Source organism: Rhodobacteraceae bacterium S2214, assembly GCA_025141675.1.
Taxonomy (GTDB): domain Bacteria; phylum Pseudomonadota; class Alphaproteobacteria; order Rhodobacterales; family Rhodobacteraceae; genus Yoonia.
Genome location: CP081161.1, coordinates 2,716,478 through 2,736,821, shown reverse-complemented (window position 1 = coordinate 2,736,821; position 20,344 = coordinate 2,716,478). Strand labels below are relative to the sequence as shown.

The 20,344-nt window shown below is 54.0% G+C and carries 18 protein-coding genes, 1 tRNA gene and 1 pseudogene; 11 read left to right on the top strand and 9 right to left on the bottom strand.

Features of this window, described 5'->3' with window-relative positions; genetic code table 11:
- Window positions 1–5 precede the first annotated feature (5 nt).
- The 4 genes from K3729_13625 to K3729_13610 all read left to right on the top strand — a co-directional run bounded on the left by K3729_13625 (window position 6) and on the right by K3729_13610 (window position 3,975).
- On the top strand, window positions 6–1,112 hold the full coding sequence (locus K3729_13625) for an extracellular solute-binding protein (GenBank protein UWQ98481.1): 1,107 nt from the start codon (window positions 6–8) through the stop codon (window positions 1,110–1,112).
- A 62-nt stretch (window positions 1,113–1,174) separates the two neighbouring features.
- The gene (locus K3729_13620; GenBank protein ID UWQ98480.1) at window positions 1,175–1,465 is read left to right on the top strand and encodes a DUF1330 domain-containing protein; all 291 of its coding nucleotides are present in this window, start codon (window positions 1,175–1,177) and stop codon (window positions 1,463–1,465) included.
- The gene (locus K3729_13615) at window positions 1,465–3,072 is read left to right on the top strand and encodes an ABC transporter permease (GenBank protein UWQ98479.1); all 1,608 of its coding nucleotides are present in this window, start codon (window positions 1,465–1,467) and stop codon (window positions 3,070–3,072) included. Before K3729_13620 ends, K3729_13615 begins: the two co-directional genes overlap by 1 nt.
- 6 nt (window positions 3,073–3,078) lie before the next feature.
- Entirely contained in the window at window positions 3,079–3,975 is an 897-nt protein-coding gene (locus K3729_13610) for an ABC transporter permease (protein UWQ98478.1), read from the top strand.
- Between the two features lie 98 nt (window positions 3,976–4,073).
- Here K3729_13610 and K3729_13605 read toward each other — a convergent pair whose 3' ends face one another.
- From K3729_13605 to K3729_13575, 7 genes are all read right to left on the bottom strand, one after another.
- Entirely contained in the window at window positions 4,074–5,003 is a 930-nt protein-coding gene (locus K3729_13605) for an AEC family transporter (protein ID UWQ98477.1), read from the bottom strand.
- A 72-nt stretch (window positions 5,004–5,075) separates the two neighbouring features.
- Entirely contained in the window at window positions 5,076–5,891 is an 816-nt protein-coding gene (locus tag K3729_13600; GenBank protein UWQ98476.1) for an MBL fold metallo-hydrolase, read from the bottom strand.
- On the bottom strand, window positions 5,888–6,676 hold the full coding sequence (locus tag K3729_13595) for a TatD family hydrolase (GenBank protein UWQ98475.1): 789 nt from the start codon (window positions 6,674–6,676) through the stop codon (window positions 5,888–5,890). Before K3729_13595 ends, K3729_13600 begins: the two co-directional genes overlap by 4 nt.
- A gap of 9 nt (window positions 6,677–6,685) precedes the next feature.
- Window positions 6,686–7,810, bottom strand: coding sequence for a DNA polymerase III subunit delta' (locus tag K3729_13590; GenBank protein ID UWQ98474.1), 1,125 nt, complete (start codon window positions 7,808–7,810; stop codon window positions 6,686–6,688).
- The gene (gene tmk, locus K3729_13585) at window positions 7,807–8,427 is read right to left on the bottom strand and encodes a dTMP kinase (protein ID UWQ98473.1); all 621 of its coding nucleotides are present in this window, start codon (window positions 8,425–8,427) and stop codon (window positions 7,807–7,809) included. Before tmk ends, K3729_13590 begins: the two co-directional genes overlap by 4 nt.
- A gap of 3 nt (window positions 8,428–8,430) precedes the next feature.
- Window positions 8,431–9,627 (bottom strand): D-alanyl-D-alanine carboxypeptidase, encoded by a 1,197-nt coding sequence (locus K3729_13580; protein ID UWQ98472.1) that lies wholly within the window; start codon window positions 9,625–9,627, stop codon window positions 8,431–8,433.
- A gap of 26 nt (window positions 9,628–9,653) precedes the next feature.
- The gene (locus K3729_13575; GenBank protein ID UWQ98471.1) at window positions 9,654–10,529 is read right to left on the bottom strand and encodes an SPOR domain-containing protein; all 876 of its coding nucleotides are present in this window, start codon (window positions 10,527–10,529) and stop codon (window positions 9,654–9,656) included.
- A 228-nt stretch (window positions 10,530–10,757) separates the two neighbouring features.
- Between K3729_13575 and K3729_13570 the strand changes: the two genes are divergently transcribed.
- From K3729_13570 to K3729_13540, 7 genes and pseudogenes are all read left to right on the top strand, one after another.
- Window positions 10,758–10,847, top strand: a tRNA-Ser gene (locus K3729_13570).
- Window positions 10,848–10,996: 149 nt separating this feature from the next.
- The gene (locus K3729_13565; protein UWQ98470.1) at window positions 10,997–12,178 is read left to right on the top strand and encodes a tyrosine-type recombinase/integrase; all 1,182 of its coding nucleotides are present in this window, start codon (window positions 10,997–10,999) and stop codon (window positions 12,176–12,178) included.
- Between the two features lie 12 nt (window positions 12,179–12,190).
- Window positions 12,191–13,150, top strand: coding sequence for a hypothetical protein (locus K3729_13560; protein UWQ98469.1), 960 nt, complete (start codon window positions 12,191–12,193; stop codon window positions 13,148–13,150).
- Window positions 13,151–13,299: 149 nt separating this feature from the next.
- Complete coding sequence (locus K3729_13555; protein ID UWQ98468.1) at window positions 13,300–13,509, top strand: MerR family transcriptional regulator; 210 nt, start codon at window positions 13,300–13,302, stop codon at window positions 13,507–13,509.
- Between the two features lie 247 nt (window positions 13,510–13,756).
- A complete protein-coding gene (locus K3729_13550) occupies window positions 13,757–13,948 on the top strand; it encodes a DNA-binding protein (GenBank protein UWQ98467.1) in 192 nt (63 codons plus the stop codon).
- Entirely contained in the window at window positions 13,948–15,510 is a 1,563-nt protein-coding gene (locus K3729_13545) for a hypothetical protein (GenBank protein ID UWQ98466.1), read from the top strand. The genes K3729_13550 and K3729_13545 overlap by 1 nt, the downstream gene beginning before the upstream one ends.
- A 285-nt stretch (window positions 15,511–15,795) precedes the next feature.
- Window positions 15,796–16,179: pseudogene (locus tag K3729_13540) on the top strand (ATP-binding protein).
- Between the two features lie 130 nt (window positions 16,180–16,309).
- Here K3729_13540 and K3729_13535 read toward each other — a convergent pair.
- Both K3729_13535 and K3729_13530 read right to left on the bottom strand, forming a co-directional pair.
- Window positions 16,310–18,253 (bottom strand): hypothetical protein, encoded by a 1,944-nt coding sequence (locus K3729_13535; GenBank protein ID UWQ98465.1) that lies wholly within the window; start codon window positions 18,251–18,253, stop codon window positions 16,310–16,312.
- Between the two features lie 134 nt (window positions 18,254–18,387).
- On the bottom strand, window positions 18,388–19,863 hold the full coding sequence (locus tag K3729_13530) for a hypothetical protein (protein ID UWQ98464.1): 1,476 nt from the start codon (window positions 19,861–19,863) through the stop codon (window positions 18,388–18,390).
- Between the last annotated feature and the right edge of the window lie 481 nt (window positions 19,864–20,344).

The following is a 20,344-nucleotide window of genomic DNA, read 5'->3' as shown; positions in this document are numbered from 1 at the left end:
ATACAATGAAACTGACTACCAAACTTATGGCCTCATCTGCACTGGTGATTGCACCATTGGCAGCTGGCGCTGACGGTCACATGGCCGATGAAATGACAATCGTTAGCTGGGGCGGCGCGTACTCTGCGTCACAACAGGCAGCGTATCACGACCCATATGCTGAGAACACAGGCGTGACGATCATCAACGATGAATCCTCTGCCGAAGCGGTTGCGAAACTGCGTGCTATGAACGAAGCGGGCAACGTGACATGGGACGTTGTTGACGTTGTTGCGTCTGACGCGATCCGTCTTTGCGACGAAGGTCTTGCACTTGAAATCGACGCAGACACACAGCTGGCCGATGGCGACGACGGGTCCAAAGCATCTGACGATTTCGGCGATCTGCTGGTATCCGACTGCTTTATCCCACAGATCGTTTATTCAACGACTGTTGGCTACCGCACAGACCTCGTTGGTGACACTGCGCCAACAGAAATCTGCGCATTGTTCGACACAGACACATACCCAGGTATGCGTTCGCTTGAAAAGCGTCCGATCAACAACCTCGAATGGGCTTTGATCTGTGATGGCGTTGCAAACGAAGACGTTTATGACGTTCTGGAAACAGAAGAAGGTCAGGCCCAGGCGTTTGCCAAGCTCGACACCATCAAGGACAGCGTTGTTTGGTGGTCCGCTGGTGCTGACACGCCACAGCTTTTGGCTGACGGCGAAGTCATCATGGGTTCCACATACAACGGTCGTCTGTTCAGCCTGATCGAAGAGCAGGACCAGCCGGTTGCGATGCTGTGGGACGCGCAGGTGTTCGACCTTGACGGTTGGATCATCCCAACTGGCCTAACACCAGAGCGTGAAGCACGCGCATTGGACTACGTGAAGTTCGCGACAGACACACAGCGTCTGGCCGACCAAGCGAAGTACATCTCTTACGGTCCAGCACGTGCATCTTCTGCGCCTCTCGTAGGTCAGCACGCGACTTTGGGTATCGACATGGCGCCACACATGCCAACCGATCCTGCGAACGCGACAAACACGTTCCTGTACAACTACGAATGGTGGGCTGACTACCGTGACGATCTGGATGCGAAATTCCAGGCGTGGTTGTCACAGTAAGTGACCTTTGGGGGTGCGGCCTGCTGGTCGCACCCCCTTTCTAAATCGGGTGTGGGGACGATATGCCAAAAGGCTACATTATTGGTCATGTGACCGTGAAGGATGCGGAAGCGTATAAAGAATACGTAACACGCAATTCGCCGGTTCTTGCGTCGTTTGGTGGCAAACCGCTTGTGCGCGGTGGTCAATCTGAAACCCCTGAAGGCCCAGCGTTCACACGTCACGTGTGCTTTGAATACCCTGATTATGAGACAGCGAAAGCTGCATATTATTCCGAAGAATACCAAGAGATCATGAAGATACGTACAGCAAACGCGGACAGCATGATCGTACTCGTCGAAGGGGCCGAATAATGGCTGAACAAGTGCTGGCCGCAGATGGTCGCCCGCTAAAAGCATCGCTAAATCGCGCATTGCGCCGCCAAAAGATGCGGGCGCTGATGCTGATCGCGCCGCTTTTGTTGTTCATCCTCGTGTCCTTTGTGATGCCGATTGCGGATATGTTGTTCCGGTCGGTCGAGAACCAAATTGTTGGCGAAACGCTCCCACGGACTGTGGTTGAGCTGGCTGATTGGGATGCCGCAGGTGAAGCTGAACCGGACGCTGCAGTGTTCGAGGCTTTGGCCCGCGATCTGGCGATTGCTGTCGAAGAGAAAAGCCACACGCGACTAGGCAGCCGCCTGAACTACGAATTGACCGGCGTGTCGTCGCTGTTCCGTAAAACCGGCCGCAGTGTTGATGAAATTGGCGAAACCGTCCAAGACGCGCTGGAAGACGCCGCACCGATTTGGAAAGAACGGTCTGTGTTTGGCGGATTGCTGGGCACCGATGATTGGACCAACGCAGTGGATGCGTGGGACGAGACAGGCACAGGACCAGCATTCGAGGCACGTCCGGAAATGCAGGCTGTTTTGCCGGATACCACCAGCCTGTATCGGTCGTTCACCGAAATCGCGATGGAAGCGGGCGATAACCCGTTGACCGAAAAGCAATTACCGATCTTCTTTCACGTTCTCGCACAAGAAGTGACGACTGCCCCGACTGACGGATTGTCAGACGCGCAGGCAGCTTTGTTTGCCGATGTGCAAACCACCGTAGCGGGTTTGACCTTGGATGATCCCAAAGCGCTGTTCGTCGATATCGACGAAGACTGGGGCAGTACCGACGTTTGGCGTACCATTCAGACCTATAGCCCTGCCTATACAGACGGGTATTTTCTGAACTCTGTGGATCGCCTGAAGGGGGCCGAAGGGGCAGAACTGCGTCCAGAGAACGAACGAATCTACATTACACTGTTTATCCGCACGATGATCATGTCCTTCACGATCACGGTCAGCTGTATCCTGTTGGGCTATCCAATCGCTTGGCTGCTTGCGAACTTGCCTGCACGCAAGGCGAACCTTCTGATGATCCTCGTGCTACTGCCGTTCTGGACATCGTTGCTGGTGCGGACGTCTGCATGGAAAGTACTGCTGCAACAGCAGGGGGTGATCAACGATGTTTTGGTCTGGATCGGCTTTGTGGCCGATGACAGCCGCTTACAACTGATCAATAACCAAACGGGTACGATCATTGCGATGACGCACATCCTGCTGCCGTTTATGATCCTGCCGTTATATTCGGTCATGCAAACAATCCCGCCAAGCTATCTGCGTGCAGCGAAATCGCTGGGGGCAACGAACTGGACCGCCTTCTGGCGCGTCTATTTCCCGCAGTCCATTCCGGGCATCGGGGCGGGGTCGATCCTCGTGTTCATCCTGTCGATTGGCTACTACATCACGCCTGAAATCGTCGGTGGGACCAAGGGTGTCTTCATTTCGAACCGGATCGCGTATCACATTTCCAGCTCCCTTAACTGGGGCTTGGCGGCCGCATTGGGTGCGATTTTGCTGGCCATCGTGCTGATCTTCTACTGGGCCTACGACCGGATCGTCGGCATCGACAACGTAAAGCTAGGGTAAGAAAACATGTCAGGTTTGCCAACATATGCGACCCCCGGCCAAACGGTGTGGTATTACGGTTTCCGGATTATCTGCGGGTTGATCTTTTTCTTCCTGATCGCGCCGATTGTCGTGATCATTCCGCTGTCGTTCAACGCGCAGGATTTCTTTACGTTCACGCCGGAAATGCTGGCTTTTGATCCGGAAGGTTATTCGACGAAACACTATGAAGACTTTTTCACCAGTTCCGATTGGCAGTTGGCGTTGAAGAACTCGCTGCGGATTGCACCTGTGGCGACGATCCTTTCGGTGTCGTTGGGGACCTTGGCTGCGATTGGTCTGTCACAAAGCCACGTGCCGTTCCGGCGCGCGATCATGGCGATCCTGATCTCACCGATGATTGTACCGCTCATCATTTCGGCGACGGGCATGTATTTCTTTTATTCCAACCCGTACATCCCGATCCCGTTCTACGGCAAGCTCGAACTGCCTTTCACACTGACCGGCACTTATATTGGTGTTGTGCTGGCACACGCAGCTTTAGGTATTCCGTTCGTGATCATCACTGTGACGGCGACGTTGGTGGGGTTTGATAAATCCCTGACGCGTGCGGCGGCCAACATGGGGGCAGGGCCGGTGACGACCTTTTTCCGCGTGCAAATGCCGCTGATCTTGCCTGGTGTTGTGTCCGGTGGGTTGTTCGCATTCATCACGTCCTTTGATGAAGTTGTCGTGGTGCTATTCGTTGGCTCTGCCGGTCAGAAAACGCTGCCTTGGCAGATGTTTACAGGCCTGCGCGAACAGATCAGCCCGACGATTTTGGCGGTCGCGACGATCCTGATCGCGATTTCGATTGTTCTGTTGTTCGTGGTTGAGTTGCTGCGCCGCCGGTCAGAGCGTTTGCGGGGCATGTCACCGAGCTAGATCGTTCTCATGCAGGTATTGCGTCGCCTTTGGCGTCGCGACACTGGGGGGCCAGCCCCCCAGACCCCCCGAGATATTTAGGACCAAAAGAAAAGGTTCTAGGGCAAGATAGCGAGCCACAGCCAAACCGACAGGATAGACAACGCTGTGCCGAACAGCACCGCGGATGCCGCAACGCGTTTGGCTTTGCCGTACATGTTGGCAAAGACGTAGGTGTTGATCCCCGGTGCCATCGCGGAGGTCAGGATCGCCGAACGGAACGCGTCCGTGCTAAGCCCGTTCCATTTCCCCAAGAGCCAGACAGTCGTCGGGTGCACGACAAGCGACACGCAGACGATAAACAGGATCGTCTTGATGTCGCCTTCGGGTCTGTAACGATACAACACGCCGCCCAAACCAAAGAGCGCTGCAGGCAGGGCCGCGCGGACCATCAAATCAATCGCGTCCGTGATGACACCGGGCACAGGAATGCCGCCAAGATTCACGATGAACCCGAGGCTGATCCCCAAGATCAGCGCGTTGCGGAACATCGCCTTAAGCACTTTGCCTGGCAAGGACGTAAACGATCCGCCGCGATTGCGGGCGATTTCCATCGCTGTGATGCCGACGAAATAGCAGATTGGCGAATGGACCGCGATGATCGTGTAGTTGGCTTCCAGGGCACCTGCGCCGTAGGCCCGTTCAGTGATTGGCAAGCCAAGCAGCAGGGAGTTGGAGAACAGGCCGACAAAACCAATGGCAACCGCGTCTTCCCAATCCCGTTTGAAGATGACTTTCGCCCCGATCATGCCAATTGCGAATCCTGCAATGGCGCCTGTATAGAAGCTGCCCAAGAGCGCAAAGTCGAAGTTCTGGCTGAGGTCGAGGGTCGAAATCGCACGGTATAGCAGGCAAGGAATCGCAAAGTTCTGGGTAAACTTCATCAATCCATCGACGCCTTCGTCGCTGAAATACTTGCGCCAAACCGCGACATAGCCAAAGCCGATCACGAGGAAGACGGGAAGGATGACATTTAATAGAACGCCCATGGCAGGGACTTTCGATATGGTGGCGCCTCCGGCAGAGGTATTTTTGACCAAAAGAAGTCGGGGGCGATCCGGTTATGTGATTGGTAGCGTCAGGGTCAGCCCGTCATAGGCGGGTTGAATATGGTCTGCGGTTTCTGCTGCAAGCGTCGCGTAGTCGAGATCGTTGTGCATATTGGTCAACACAGCTTGCTTGGGTTTGATCTGGTCAATCCAGCCAAGCGTCTTTTCCAAATGCGCATGGGTCGGGTGCGGGTCGCGGCGTAATGCGTCGATGATCCATAGATCGAGGTTTTCCAAAAACGGCCAGCTTGCGTCCGGGATGTCAGCCACGTCAGGCACGTAGGCACAGTCATTAATCCGGAAGCCATAGGTGACCATCGCGCCGTGTTCGACAGGGATCGGAGTGAACGAAATGGGACCGCCCGCACCTGTGATTTCAAAGGGCTGGTCGATGAGGTTCAATTCGCAGATCGGTGGGTAAGACGACCCTTTGGGCTGGATGAAGGCATAGCCAAAACGATCCATCAGCGCATCTGTTGTATCTTGATCCGCATAGACCTGTAGGCGTTGACGCATGTTGAAGACGACCATCCGCAAGTCGTCGATCCCGTGCAAATGGTCGGCGTGGGCATGTGTGTAGACCACAGCGTCGAGCGATCCGATACCAGCGTCCAGCAACTGCTGTCGCATGTCTGGTGTGGTGTCGACAAGCACGCGCGTGATGCCGTTCGGTCCTTCGCGCGTCACAAGCAGGGCGCAACGGCTGCGTCGGTTCTTGGGATTCGTTGGATCACAGGCGCCCCAGTTGCCGCCGGGCGTATCCGACAGGCGCGGGACCCCACCGGATGACCCGCAGCCGAGAATACGAAAGGAGATCGTGTCGCTCATCCTGCGGCTTTCGTGAACAAGCGGTCAAAATTGGCGGTTGTGGCTTTCGCGAAATCGTCGAGCGAGATGCCAAAAACCTCGGCCCCTTTGGCTGCTGTGTGTGCGGTGTACGCAGGTTCATTGCGTTTGCCGCGATGGGGTGGTGGTGCAAGGTAGGGGCTATCGGTTTCCACCAAGATCCGGTCCAAGGGCGCTGCGGCAAAGATGTCGCGCACCTCTTGGCTTTTGGGGAATGTCGCGATGCCAGACATCGACAGATAGAACCCCAGATCGAGTGCGGCGCGGCCCAGTTCAGGCGAGCTTGAGAAGCAATGCATCACGCAGGAATACGCCCCGTTTGCATGTTCTTCCGCCAAAATGCGGGCCATGTCATCATCGGCGCCGCGTGCGTGGATGATCAGTGGCAGGCCCGTTTCACGCGCTGCTGCGATATGAATACGCAGGCTTTCTTTTTGGATATCAGCACTTTCGGATGTGTAATGGTAATCCAGACCCGTCTCGCCGATGCCGACCATTTTCGGGTGCTGTGCGATCTTGATCAGTTCATCGACGCTGGCCAATGGTTCTTCTGCCGCTGACATTGGATGGGTGCCGCAGGCGTAGAACACGGGATCATGCGCTTCGGCAATGGCCCGCACGCTTGGTTCATTGCGCAGGCGTGTGCAAATCGTCACCATACGTGTCACGCCAGCGTTCAACGCCCGTTGAATCACGTCAGGGCGTTCGGCATCAAAGTCCGGAAAATCAAGGTGGCAGTGGCTGTCGACAAGGATAGGAAGGGTCATAATCTGCCTTTAGCGGGCAGCAACGGCCCGTGCGGTTTCTTCGATCTTAAATACGATATCTAGGACCAAAGCAGCAGGGTCAAGGTTCACCGCCCGCCCGTGTCTGATCCGCGCGGTCAGGTCTTGTTGTAACTGCGCCCAAGCGCGGGCCGCGCGATCATCAGGCGACAGGCGTGCCAGTAATCGGGCCTCGCCGGGTGCACCTTGTGTGGCGGGTGGGCCAAGCAAGCCGGCACGTGCACACCGCGCGAGGAAATGGTCGATCAGATCAAGCGTCAGGCCGTAACGGATCACGTTCGCAACACCTGCGCAGGAATTAGCGAGCGAAAGCGCGGCGGGGCGGTCTGCGTTGGGCAGGTTGTCCATCACTTTGATGATTTCGGCATAACGCGGCAACCCGTCGTGGTTCAGCATCGCGATGGCATCGCCGGCTGATCCGCCCGCCAAAACGGTCAGAGCTTCGGTGGCGTCTGCGGTATGGCCCGCTTGGGTTAGCGCTTGGCTTAGGTCGTCTGCGCCCAACGGCCCACAGCGCAATTCGCGGCAGCGGGACCGGATCGTTGGCAAAAGGCGTGATGGTTGATGGGCGATCAGCAGGATCGTGGTGTCGGTTGGCGGTTCTTCCAGTTCTTTAAGGATCGCGTTGGCCGCGTTGCGGTTCAATTCGTCTGCTGCATCGACAATGACAACGCGCCGCCCGCCGTCAGTGGCGGACATGTGAAAGAAGCCCTTCACGCCGCGCACGGCATCAACGGTGATGTCGGCTTTCAGCTTCTTCGTTTTCTCGTCGTAGGGACGGCGGACAATGAACAAACGCGGATGCGCGCCCGATTGAACAAGCCGCGCGTCGGGATGGTCGTCGTCAACATGCAAGGTTTCCGGCGGGGGCGGCGCGCCAAACAGCCCGTCACCTTGATCCGGTTCTTGTGACAACAAAAATGTGGCGATTTTCCATGCCAGCGTCGCTTTTCCCACGCCGCGCGGACCAGTGATCAACCAACCGGAATGCAGGCGGCCGGCATTGAAGGCCTCTAGAAACGACGCTTCTGCCGCCGATTGTCCAAATAAGACAGGCGTTTCGCGCGGGTGCGGTGCACCTTCGATCCGGTCGGGTTCGGGGATATCGTCGCTCATGTGCGGGCAGCGTATTGGGCGGCAATGTCGGCTGCGATCGCGTCTGGTTCACGATTGCCGTCGATCAGAATGCAACGCTCTGGGAAAGACTTGGCGAGCGACAAGAAGCCGTGGCGTAGGGTTTCTTGGAACGGCAGACCGAAATCTTCGAACCGGTCTTCGCCCGAATTGCGGGCAAGACCGCGGGTTAACGCGACTTCTGGATCCATATCTATGATGAAGGTCAAATCAGGTTCGCGGCCAATTATCAGGCTGTGCAATTGGTCCACCATGCCGCGCAGATCACCACGGGTGGCACCTTGATACACGCGAGTGCTGTCTGCGAAACGATCCGAAATAACGGTTTGGCCAGCAGCCAGCGCAGGTTCGATTGTCTTTTCCAGATGGTCGCGGCGGGATGCGGTAAACAGCAGGATTTCTGTTTCGGCAGACCAACGGTCCGGTTCGCCCGTCAGGACAAGGTTGCGTATTTCCTCGGCACCGGGTGATCCGCCCGGTTCGCGGGTCAGGATCACGTCTTGTCCCGCCGCTTCAAGTGATGCTTTCAACGTCCGCGATTGAGTGGATTTGCCGGAGCCGTCGATGCCCTCGAACGTAATGAAACGGCCCATGGTCATCAATTAGGACTCTGCCTCTGTCGCGGCTTCGGGGGCTTCTGCCGTTGGGCCGAACTTACCCCAAAGCACTTCGCCTGCCACGCGCAGCCGCGTGTTGAAACCACCCAGCGGCACGTCATGTTCTGCGACCAATGGGACACGGTGTTCGGGCAAGCCGTCCAGCGAAATCACCAATTCACCCAGTTCCTGACCGGCTGTGATCGGGGCCTCGAACGGGCCTGTGTAGATGACTTCGGCGTCCAGACCGTCTTGGTTCACAACGGGCACCAACAGTGAAACGTCATCTGCAACGGTCAAACCAACGGAGGGCTGTTCGCCCATCCAGACCTCTGCTTCGGCGATCCGTGTGCCACCTTGGGCGACGTCCTTTTGGGCAAACTGACGGAAAGCCCAATTCACGATTTTCTCGGCTTCTTCGGCACGCGCCTGCGAACTGTCGAGACCCGTAATCACAAAAATAATTCGGCGATCACCTTGTTTCGCAGACCCAACCAGTCCGTAACCGGCTTCCTGCGTGTGGCCCGTTTTCAGGCCATCTGCACCGATCCCAAGGCTCAGGATCGGGTTGCGGTTGCGGGTGTTGGATGGGACGCGGTTATCGAAGGCAAATTCGCGTTCGGAGAACAGCGGGTAATAGGTGGGGTAGTCGGTGATCAGACGGTTCGCGAGGATGCCCAAATCACGCATCGACATGCGATGCCCGGCAGCAGGCCAACCGTTGGAATTGGCAAAAGACGAATTCGTCATGCCCATGCGACGCCCGCGTTCGGTCATCTGACGGGCGAATCCTGCTTCTGTACCGTCAAGCGACAGGGCCTCGGCCAACACAGCGCTTGCGTCATTGCCAGACAAAACGATCACGCCGCGCAGCAGGTCTTCGACCGTCACACGGTCGGTCGTGTCCAAAAACATGGATGACCCGCCATAGGATGCGGCATGTGTAGAAACGGGCAGGCGTTCATCAATGCGCAAGATGCCGTCGGCCACGGCCTCGAACGCCATGTAGATCGTCATCAGTTTGGACATGGACGCGGGCGGCAATGGTTCGTCTGCATTCTTGTCCAACAGAACAGTGCCTGTTGTTTGGTCGATCACATAGGCAGCCGTAGCGCGTGTGTCAAAGGTTTGAGCAAGCGCCGCGACGCTCCAGACCATGCTGACGATCAGGGCAAGGCCAGTACGGACAAAAGGAATAGGCATCGGTGACAGCTCCGATTGAAGTGGGTTTAGTTGCTTACGAAGTAGGCGTCAGTAAAGCCGAGCGCCTTGACCTTATCCAAGATCGCAGCCCGATCCGCAGCGGTCGGGGCAGGGCCCACGATCACACGCCAGAACGGTTTGCCTTGGCTGTTTTGGGCCAGCACGGTGGCGGACATGCCATCTTGGCGCAGCGACGTCGCGGTGTTGTTCGCGTTTTCTTCGACACTGAAAATACCGATTTGGATAAACGGTTTCGCCAGTGATGATGCAGGCGCCGCAGCGGGTGTCGGCACTGGGGCAGGTGCGGGCGTGGCCACGGGGGCAGGTGTCACGGCTTCTGCTGCGGCAATAGCGGCGGCGGCACCGGCGATTGGGTCTGATTCCAGCGGTGTCGCTGCAATTTCAACGGGTGCGTCAAAATCAGTGGTGGCTGGCGGTGCAACTGGCGCAGCTTCACGACGCAGTGCGACAACATTCAATGTCGCGGGCGATCCGGCGAGCATACCAAGTTCCTCGGCAGCATCGGATGATACTTGCAGTGCCGGACCAGGGTTATCGCGTTCACGACGGAACAAGGCGCCGATCACGAATTTCCCGTTGGTCTCATTACGAATGATCACACGTTCAGGGTCCGTCACATCCGGATGCGCCACCCAAACACCGCCAAGAGAGGGGCGTCCGTCCCAAAGTCCGGTTTCCGTCTTCTGGAAAATTTCAGGTGCTTCGACGTCGCGCTCTTCCGTTGCACCGCCAAGAAGGGGCAATGCAGGGGCTTCGGCGTCTGGTGTCGCTTCTGCTCCGACGCCGATGTTTTCCAGTTGCTCACACGCTGCTACCGTTAACATGAGCGACGCCGCAAGGCCGCCTTTTAGCCAAGGTGTTGAAATCAATGCATTTGCCATTGCTAATCGCCCCAAATTTGCCCGGTGGTTTCGGTTGACCCGACACCCATCATTGTTGTTTGGCCAGCGATGAAATGCGACGCTGAACCCTATATAATGCGCACATTAGCGGGGGAGGGCACATTTGGGAAGTCTTGAGACAAAATCATGGGCGGATTTCCACGCGATCATTTTTCATCAACATGGGTCTTTACCTTCCAAATCAATGGCCCTAAGAAGCCCCCCAGCGGAGGCTTGGCAGAGTGGTCGAATGCACCGGTCTTGAAAACCGACGAGGGTGAAAGTCCTCCCAGGGTTCGAATCCCTGAGCCTCCGCCATAATACGTATTTGTACGATTTGACGAAGCCGCTTTGAGCGGCTTTTTTCTTTTGTTTGTATAGGTTTATACTCTTTCTTCGATCTTCTTGAGTTTCATTCAATTGCGTCTATATTCGTTCCTTGAGTGGTATGGAATGTGGTATGTATTGTGGCCCTATCTGGTAAGCTAACGAAGAAGCTCGTTGAGAATCTAAGCGCTGGGCGGCACGGCGATGGCAATGGTTTGTACCTTGTGGTCGATCCAAGCGGTGCACGGCGCTGGATTGTGCGGGTTGTCGTCAAAGGCCAGAGAAATAAAAATGGTGGCCCTCTGCGGACAGACTTTGGTCTCGGCGGCGCTGACATCGTTACGCTGAACCAAGCAAGAGAACGCGCTCTGGAATACCGCCGCATGGCCAAACAGGGCCTCAACCCACGTTTCAATGCGCACAAAGAGGTGCCGACCTTCGAGGAAGTCGCCCAACAGGTTCACATTGACCGCATGCCTACTTGGAAAAACCAGAAACATGGACAGCAATGGATCAACACATTGCGTGATTATGCCTTTCCTAAAATCGGCCGCATGCCGATTGATAGTATTGATCAACCAGAGGTGCTGATGTGCCTGTCCCCGATCTGGACCGAAAAGCACGAAACCGCTCGACGTCTGTCTCAGCGTATCAAAATCGTTCTCGACGTCGCAAAATCCAAAGGATTGCGATCGGGCGAGAACCCTGTGACGGCGATCAAAGATGCGCAGGTTCTTCCCAAGGTGAAAGCAAAGCCGAAACATCACATGGCAATGCGGTGGCAGGATGTGCCTGCGTTCTATGCCGATCTGACATCCCGCAATGCGATGTCAGCAAGCGCGCTGCGCTTTACCTGCCTGACCGGATCGCGGACGAACGAGGTTCTGGGCATGCGCTGGCCGGAAATCGACTTTGACGAACGGCTGTGGACCTGCCCTGAAGAGCGGATGAAAACCGGTGAGGCGCACCGCGTACCGCTGACTGATGAGATGTTGGCAATCATTGAGCCGCTACGTGAGCTAAAGTCGGATTTTGTTTTTGAGGGGCAAAAGCGTCATAAGCCGATGTCGAACATGTCGATGCTGATGTTGTTGCGGCGGATGAATGTTGAGGGCGTCACCGTTCACGGTTTCCGATCCACCTTCCGGGACTGGGCGTCAGAAGTGGCGAGTGCGCCGCGTGAGGTTGCCGAGATGAGCCTTTCGCATCGCGTTGGATCAGAGGTTGAACGCGCATACGCTCGGTCCGATTTGTTAGAAAAGCGGAGAGCGCTGATGGACCGTTGGTCTGTCTTTGTTACCACTGCGGAAAAGAGCAACTAAGGAATGACAAGCATGCCACCTGAGCCGACTGACGACCATTCTTTTGACTTCGGCGGCCCGATCGACTTGAAGGCACTAAAGGAGCGTCTCGATCGAGGCGGCCCCGTTCGCCTTTCTGAACCTGAACGCGCGGTACAGATGACGTTGGACCTTTTCATTGACGAATCTGAGAATGATGGCGGAGATCTATACTCAGTTGTTTTGTCGAGTGGAGTGACATCCCTCTCAACGCTGGTGGACGAAGCAACTCTCAAAAGTTTCCGAAGTATTACTGATTTCGCTGAAACATTTTTCCGCGAGCCCTACCGCGTATTCTCTCCGGTTGGCGAACTCTCATACATTAAGGACCAGATTGGCCAGCACATTGGTATCGAGGTCGAGGCAATGTTCGCTAAGGGTATTCCTTCTGGAGGTTTGGAGGTCGATTACAGCGCTTCCGCGATAGAAGATCCGTGGTTGGCGAATAACCTAGAGGCCACGCTGAATGCTTTGGTAATTCACCGCCAAATGCTAGATGGCGTCGGCAGGATTGATCCGGAGCAGACCATTCGAGATGCGTTTCCATCCGCAAATGATTTCATTGAACTTATGATGGAGCATTACAATCTGGGCTTTCTAACGGCGCGTCTTCTGAGCGAGAACTTTACCAGAAACGAGATTGAGCCCTTAGCCTATAAAGGGGTCGCGTTCGAGGAGGCGCAAAAACATCGGACCGCAGCAAGCGGAAAGAAGTCTAGCGACAAGCGCCATCGGAGAATTGAAGCGGTGCTGAGTGCCATGGAAGAGCTTTGCGCCGAGAATCCGTCGATCGGTCGTTTCGGCATAAAGGCTTTGACGGATCTCGCGATACAGGATTGCGTAAAAGCTGATCCATCGCTCTGGAAACAGGGCAAGGGACAACGTGATGAGTACATAGACGAGATGAGATCCGATCTGCGGTACCAAAGCCGGCTTAAGGCGCTCAAACTCTAAAACCGCTTAAGCGGTTTGCTGTTTTTCCCAAAGCGGTTAGCGGTTTGCTGTTTTCGGATAACTGCTTGATGTAAAGTATTAAAAATACCTTCAGTGCGTCTTAATACGTAAATCCAACCTCAAAGAAACCAATTGAGGGGAATTTGCGCATGTCAGGCATATTTGAAAACAAACGTAGCTATGTCTTGGGTGACCCTGAGCTTGAGCTGCTTGGTGACCGTGACAAGCTTGCGCAATGGCGCCACAAAGGGATGGGCCCTGCCTATTACCGTCTGGGTCGTAAGATCGTTTACCGTGGGTGTGATCTCAATCAATGGGTTGAAGCGCACCGCGTCGACCCGAATGTGGGGGGCAAATAATGGTCCCTTCATCACTTCTTTTGAGCCAATCATGGGGTCTGTGCACCCTGACGGTTTCCACACGCAGTGAATTTGCGTTCGGCAGCCTGCAAGTTTTGGGGGTGTAGTGGTGCCCGTAACTTCATCTCATAGTCAGTTGAACCTGTTCTCATCAGAGCCGAACCCGGCAAAATCGGCTCGTGTGTCTCGTCAGAAGAAAACACCTCGGTGCGAGACCTGCGCTGAGTGCTTTCTTTCGGATCGCGAAGTGGCAAAACGCTACGACGTCTCGCGCGCATCGGTTTGGCGTTGGTTGGCCAATGAGCCAACGTTTCCGACACCCGTTAAGCTGAGCGCGGGCACATCGCGCTGGAAGCTCAGCGACCTCGTTCAGTTTGAAGCGAAGGCACGTAAAGCCGAACGCAAAAAGCGCACAGCAACGAAGTTGGGCGCGGGCTAATGGCAAAGTCCTACAAAAACGTGTTCCTCAAGAAGAACCGCGTCTACTCGGTCGAGCAGCTGATGATCGCGTACGGCGTTACCGCCAATACGGTCTCTAACTGGGTGAGGGAAGGGTTAATGCCCTCTGATGCGCAGAAGCCATATGTGTTCCGTGGGGCTGTTGTTGTCGCGTTCCTTAAGCGTCAACGGTCGTTGAAAGGCCGCAAACTTTTGCCTGCCGAGTTTTGGTGCCGGACGTGCCAAACATCGGTCAAGCCTGGTCCGGAGGCCGTGGCTAAAATCCGTGCAGCGAATGGGCGTCCCATGCTGCAGGCGGCTTGTCCGTCATGTTCATCCAAGGTCCAAAAGATAACGCATGAGACTGATTGCGACAGCGTTCAGGATTGTCGCAATCCCAATATCCCCACGGACTGCTGTCGCGAAGAAAAGACGGACTTGCGTGGGGGTATTTGGATTAACGTCGGTAATCAAAGCGCGATCTACTCCTCGGAGAACGATCGCATCATTCACAAATGGCAGAGCTATGCCGGACGTTACGATGAAAAAACCATCGTAAAGCATCTCGCTGCGATCCGGTATTTTGAAAAATTTCTGTCGGGGAAGTCGTTCAGCAAGCTACGTATCGACGATTTTGCAGCGGTACGTGATGACCTCAAACGGCGCGCCAATGTCACTTCCGATGACAGGATGTCGGCTTCATCAATCAAACACACGATCTCATACCTCGGCTCGTTTTTTGATTGGCTGATTGGCCAAGAAGGGTATAGACGCTTGCCCCGTGACTTTCGGGGTTACTTGGTTGTCCCCAAGGCGATCCTTGCGAAGTCGGCACAGACGAAGCAGAAAGACTTTCCGAGCATTGAAGACGCCGAGCAGCTGCTGCTGGACATGCCAGCAGGTTCACTTGTGGAGATGCGGTCGCGTGCGATATTTGCCTCGGCGTTTCTCGGAGCATTGCGGGCTGACACGCTTGCGTCGCTTCAACTGCGCCACATTCAGATCGAGCAACGACTGATCATACAGGACGGAGCGGTATCTCGGACCAAAGCTGGCAAAAGCATCACCATATCTTGGTTCCCGATAGCCAAAACCTTTGAGGAGATCGTTGTGGAATGGATTGAGCGTCTTCGGATGTTGGGCTTCCAAGACGACGATGCGCTGTTCCCAGATGCCAAGTGGTTGAAGCACAAAGTGGAGTTGGCGAAACAGATCCCGATAATGTCGACGACATATGCCGTGACGGATGCGTTCAAAGTGGCCAGCCGTGGCCTAACAGTTCCCTATACGCCGCATGCCGCCAAGCACACGATCGGAGCCGAGCGCGACGCGCGTCCACTGACCCATCAAGAACGGAAGGCTTGGTCATTGAACATGGGTCATGAAACTGAACAGATCACGGAACGCCATTACGGGACGATGCCCGAAGATCAGCGGTTTGACGTCTTGGAAAATATAGGAACCGACCGCGCATCGGATGTTCCTCAGATGACTGATGAAGCCAAAATCGCGCTCGTTGATGAGGTGATGGAACACATCGGACGTCGCAAACAACGGCTATAATGGCGGGCGCGAAATGCGATATGATCTGGGAAGCTGTGTCCCGCTTTAATGAGGTGATCGCTTATCGACGATCACTCGCAGGCGCGAAAGGCCTATTGCAGCCGCTCTTGCGAAACGCTTCTAATGACCGCTCCCAGCGCCAAAGCAGACATGCCCGTTTGACACATCGGGCGGGAAGCAGTCATTCGCTGCGTTTGCGAAATTCCGTGTCAGACGGGCAAAAGCGGCCATTCAGGCTGGCACAAGCAGCAACTAGTCCAGAAATTGCAGCAAGCAGTACTAACCTACTCGACCGTCGAGCTGGTCAACGCGTTGGAGCTGGAAAAGGCGCTCGGAAAAGCCGGAAAAATGGCCGAGATGCTGACCAAGATCGACTTGGTCATTCTTGACGAACTTGGCTACCTGCCGTTCAGCCCGTCTGGCGGCGCGCTGCTGTTCCACCTTCTGAGCAAGCTTTATGAGCGCACCAGCGTCGTCATCACAACCAACCTCAGCTTCAGTGAATGGGCGCAGGTCTTCGGTGATGCAAAGATGACAACAGCACTGCTCGACCGGCTCACCCACCGCTGCCACATCTTGGAGACCGGCAACGACAGCTATCGCTTCAAAGCCAGCTCAGAGACCGCAGCGAAAACCACAAAGGAGGCAACCACATTGACCAAAGCATAGCCGCCGATACATATCTAAGAGCGGGTCAAATCTCGGTGATAATACCGGGTCAGTTCTCAATGACATTCAACAGCTGCTGGGCCCCATAAGGGCCCAGCAGCTTGCGCTTTGGTCAGAATACGAAGCTCCGTTACCCTTCCTCGCGTGACTTAATAGAAAGCTCTACCTCAACCCTTGGGATATCTAACAGTCTGCGTGGGAGCGACCCAGGTCGACCTCCTGCCTTTTCAACAAGATCAGCGTAGGGGTCGCCCACCCGAAGGGCGAGCGCGTCATACGTCAGCCAATCAGCCAAAGATCTGGAGGCCACCCCTACCGTTCCGTGAAAAAGTTGGGTTCCGGATCCTTGGTGCCCAGCTAAGTCAGCAACTAGCTGAGCCGGTATTACCGGCACACCGCGCCCATTTGTTGGTGGCCCGTGAAAAAAGTAGACGCTGGATTGTGTCTGCTCCAGAAGATCTTTGCGCTGTTGAATATCAATCTTGTAGGAGCTGTTCCACTTAGGCTGTTTCGCTGCCTTTTTGTCACGATAGAGTCGTTTGGCCTGCACAAGCGTTACACGTCGCCCCATCGGTTTCCCATCTACAATCGGATCAACAATCAAGCATAGGTCTGCTGAAAAACTCCCAACGCCCTTTACACCCATACCTCCCTCCTCGGCGCGGTCAACATTACGATAAAGCATTTTCACTGACGCCCGATACGGTGCAGATGTTGCTCGAGCAAGCGCCTCTAACGTTACATCCAAATCACTGAAGCGTAGCGCCAGCGTTGTGAATAGCGTAGAAAGAAGACGGTCCTCACCTTCGTCACCGTGAGCCTCATATTCTTTAGCGAATTGGTTTTCTACTGAGGCGATAGTGCGTTCTATTAGTTGCTCCACTGCGCGATCGCCAAGCCACGTTCTTGCAGGCTCTGAAGACGCCAAATTATTCTGCTCGAGAGCAACCAAACTTTGAACTAGCCCACCAGTAGTTGGGAGAGCAGAAGCATCTAGGGTTTCACCAAACTTTGACGCCCGAACTGCGCGAGCAGAAAATCTGACAATTTGTACTGGGTGGTCTTCGAGCTTGGCAATAAACGCCTGATCTTCAGCATTGGCTAAGGACACCGCAGCAAATTGAGCGAGATCGGCAGTTTGGCCCTCTGATAGCCAAAGCAGTGCTTCAATCACAGCCTGCCGCAGTTCTATGTCACCGGAGGTAGCAGTCAACAACGCATCGACAAATGCGCCCTTAACTTCGGCTGGACGAGATAAGAGGCTGCCCCCCGCCCAACCTGCATCATTGCCGAAAAGCTCGAGGAGAATAGCTGCTGCCTTGCGAACTTTGCATAACGGCTCAATCGCCTTTGAAATTTCTAGGCGTGCATCAATTTTTTTCTGAGATTCTCGGTTCCTGTCACCTTCTATGTCAAAAACGGCATTTGGATCGGCGTAGTCAGGTCTCGCTCGCAGTATCACTTGAAGCGCAATCCAAGGAGACCAATCCAAGCTCTTGCCAAGAGCGGCAAATACCGAGGTTGAAAGAACCTTGTCGGATCGGTTTGCTTTGTCTAACGCGTCGATCATTTGTCGTGCCTGCCAAAGTTCAATGTCTGGCAAAAAAGAAAGCAAATCGTCCAGATCGTATAGGTAGTTAGAACCAATCGCGGAAACTATCTGGGCAAAAAAGGAAGGTTCAAATTTCAATTTAGGAAAGGCATCAAAAACCAGCTTTCGAAGGTAGGAGTAGGACACGGTCAAATGCTTAACAAGTGGTTCCGCAAGAGCATCCCAGCGCCGGTCAACATGGGCGAAAAGGTTTTGCTCGTTTTCCTCCATTTCATCATTAAGCTGTCTATTTTTGCTCAAGGCATAGGCTAACTCGCAAACTACTTCGGCATCCACCAGTTGATCTGACTTAGGATCTACAAGCGCGGATAGCGCAGTTTTCATCTGAGTACTCGTCGCGTCAATTTCGCCTGAACTACCAACACTGACCCGCCTTCCGACTTGCTTAATACGCCCCGGAACGAGCTCTCCTATCATGTTTGCCAGTACCTCTAGCGGGGGTTCACTATCTGGATGAGTCATCCAAAACCTTTCTAAGCTGTATGCGTCTTTAGTTGGTCTTTTCTTGCTTCAAGCTAAACCCAAGTCTTCATTGAAGCAAAACGTGCAAGTGAGCCTCGGATTCAAAGTGCATCAAATTTTGATTGAGACATTTTTCAACCGCGAAACCGCCTTCTGGGAAGAGAAACGGTGGGTACGATGATTGTCTCATCATCCTTTTTCGAAAATTTTTCATGATGATGTACTGAAAGAGAAAGTCCCATGATGGCTGCCCTAGAGAGCCGAATAACATGCAAACTCAATTCGTAGAGCTCTGCCTCTGAAACATACTCGCATAACTGAATTCGGTCATGTGGGATGCCAAATTCATGAACACTGAGGAACCGATGTTCAGCGGCATTGCGAACGTCATTGGCCCGGGCCGCCAAGGGGGAAGAAATAGTTTTCAAGTCCGTGTCGTAAACATCAAGAGACAACGAAAATAGCCCTCGCAATCGCCAGTTCTCTTGAGGCAGCGCTGTATGAATCTGCTTGCATCCACGGTCGGAAAACCAAATATTTCGAAACGATACGCGGCTTGGGTCTTTGCCAAGTTTGAAAAAATCATTGATGAATACTGCGGTTTTATCCAGCAGAGAATATGCTAAACGCATGGCTGCTTTCTGTTTCTCGATACCAATGCTGGATACTGAGTAGTCATGATGCTCGAACATTAAAGAAGATTTATCCGCATGGTGTTCTTCAGATTCGGCGATACGTCCCTCCCAAAGCAGCACACATGCTGCAGCATATTCCTGCTTTAAGAGATCAAAGAATTTAACGAACCGAGGCTCTTCGCCGATAGCGTAGGTATGGGATGGCAAGTGAAAAACATCCTGCCCTGCCACCGGCCAGCCTCCCAGATCGTTCAATGGATTTAAAAATAGTTTGTTTTCAAGCCGCCATTGATTGAAGCGTCGCTCTTCATCAGTTTGCCCCAAGTCGAAATCATATGGGTCAAAGTTATCTAGTTGGCAATGTTGTGCCAGATATTCCGAGATTTCATCCAACTTGGTTGCGAACTGGTCAGCGACTACGCTTTGGAAGCCAGAATCCCAAAACGCATTTGGAGATAGAGCTCCTTGGTAGCCTTTTTGTGCTTCAGAAAGGAAAATACATTGGTGACCGGTATCATAGAGCCCAGCACTGTAAGTAGTAAGGCCATAGGCGCGATTTCCTGCCGCCATGGCAAATGTGGGAATTAGATCCAGCGCTTCGTCCCAAGCTGAGACTGCATCAATGGATCTCCCGACAGTATTGAGCGCGTTGCCTAGATTTGTGAGTATTTGAGCACGTCGAACTAGATCGAGTTCAGAAAACGCCTCTGATTTCCTCGCCCGTCTCAATGACAGAATTTCTTCGGTTACTTCCGCTTGTTGCCAGCCAAAGGGGTTTGCTTTGTAGTCAGGGCTTAGTTGTTTTAGTGCCGAGTAGGCGTTTGCACGGCAGTAATTTAGAATAGGTACCGATCTGGCATCCGGAGCCCTCAAGAGTTCAATGTCTATGGTTTGGATCGCTTCCAGCAGAGCATTTTTATCGCCATTGTCCATGGCTTCATCAGTTTCAACTGCAATTTTTTCAACTAAATCCATTCCAACCCCGTACTAATCACCCTTCAATAGACCGTTTTTGACGCCTTTTTTGCAAACCAGAAACGGAAATCCTGTTTATGCCTTTTCAAGCCAACATAAACTTCTCTAACTCCAGACGTCTCATCATAACTTTTGGTTGATTTATATTTTGAGAAACTCACCTGATATACTAGGGACTGGCCGCAAATTTTGAGAATTTTATCCAGCCATGCCCGCTTTGCCCACAAAATTTCGTCCTCATCCTGATATCTGCCTCCTCTACCTTCTCCGTCGGGTTTCCACGATCCCCAGACCTCACTCTTGAGGGCGAGACTACCTTTGCGATCAAGCTATCGGCCGTCGTTTTCGTCTGATCTTAGGCGACGTGATGAATGACTGGTATACGGCGTCGTTCCTTGCCGCGTTCTTCAGCGATCTGCGCAGCGTTCGCAGCTATTCGGAATTGTCTCCAGAGGATGAACACGCGTTGAAAAGCGGCGCT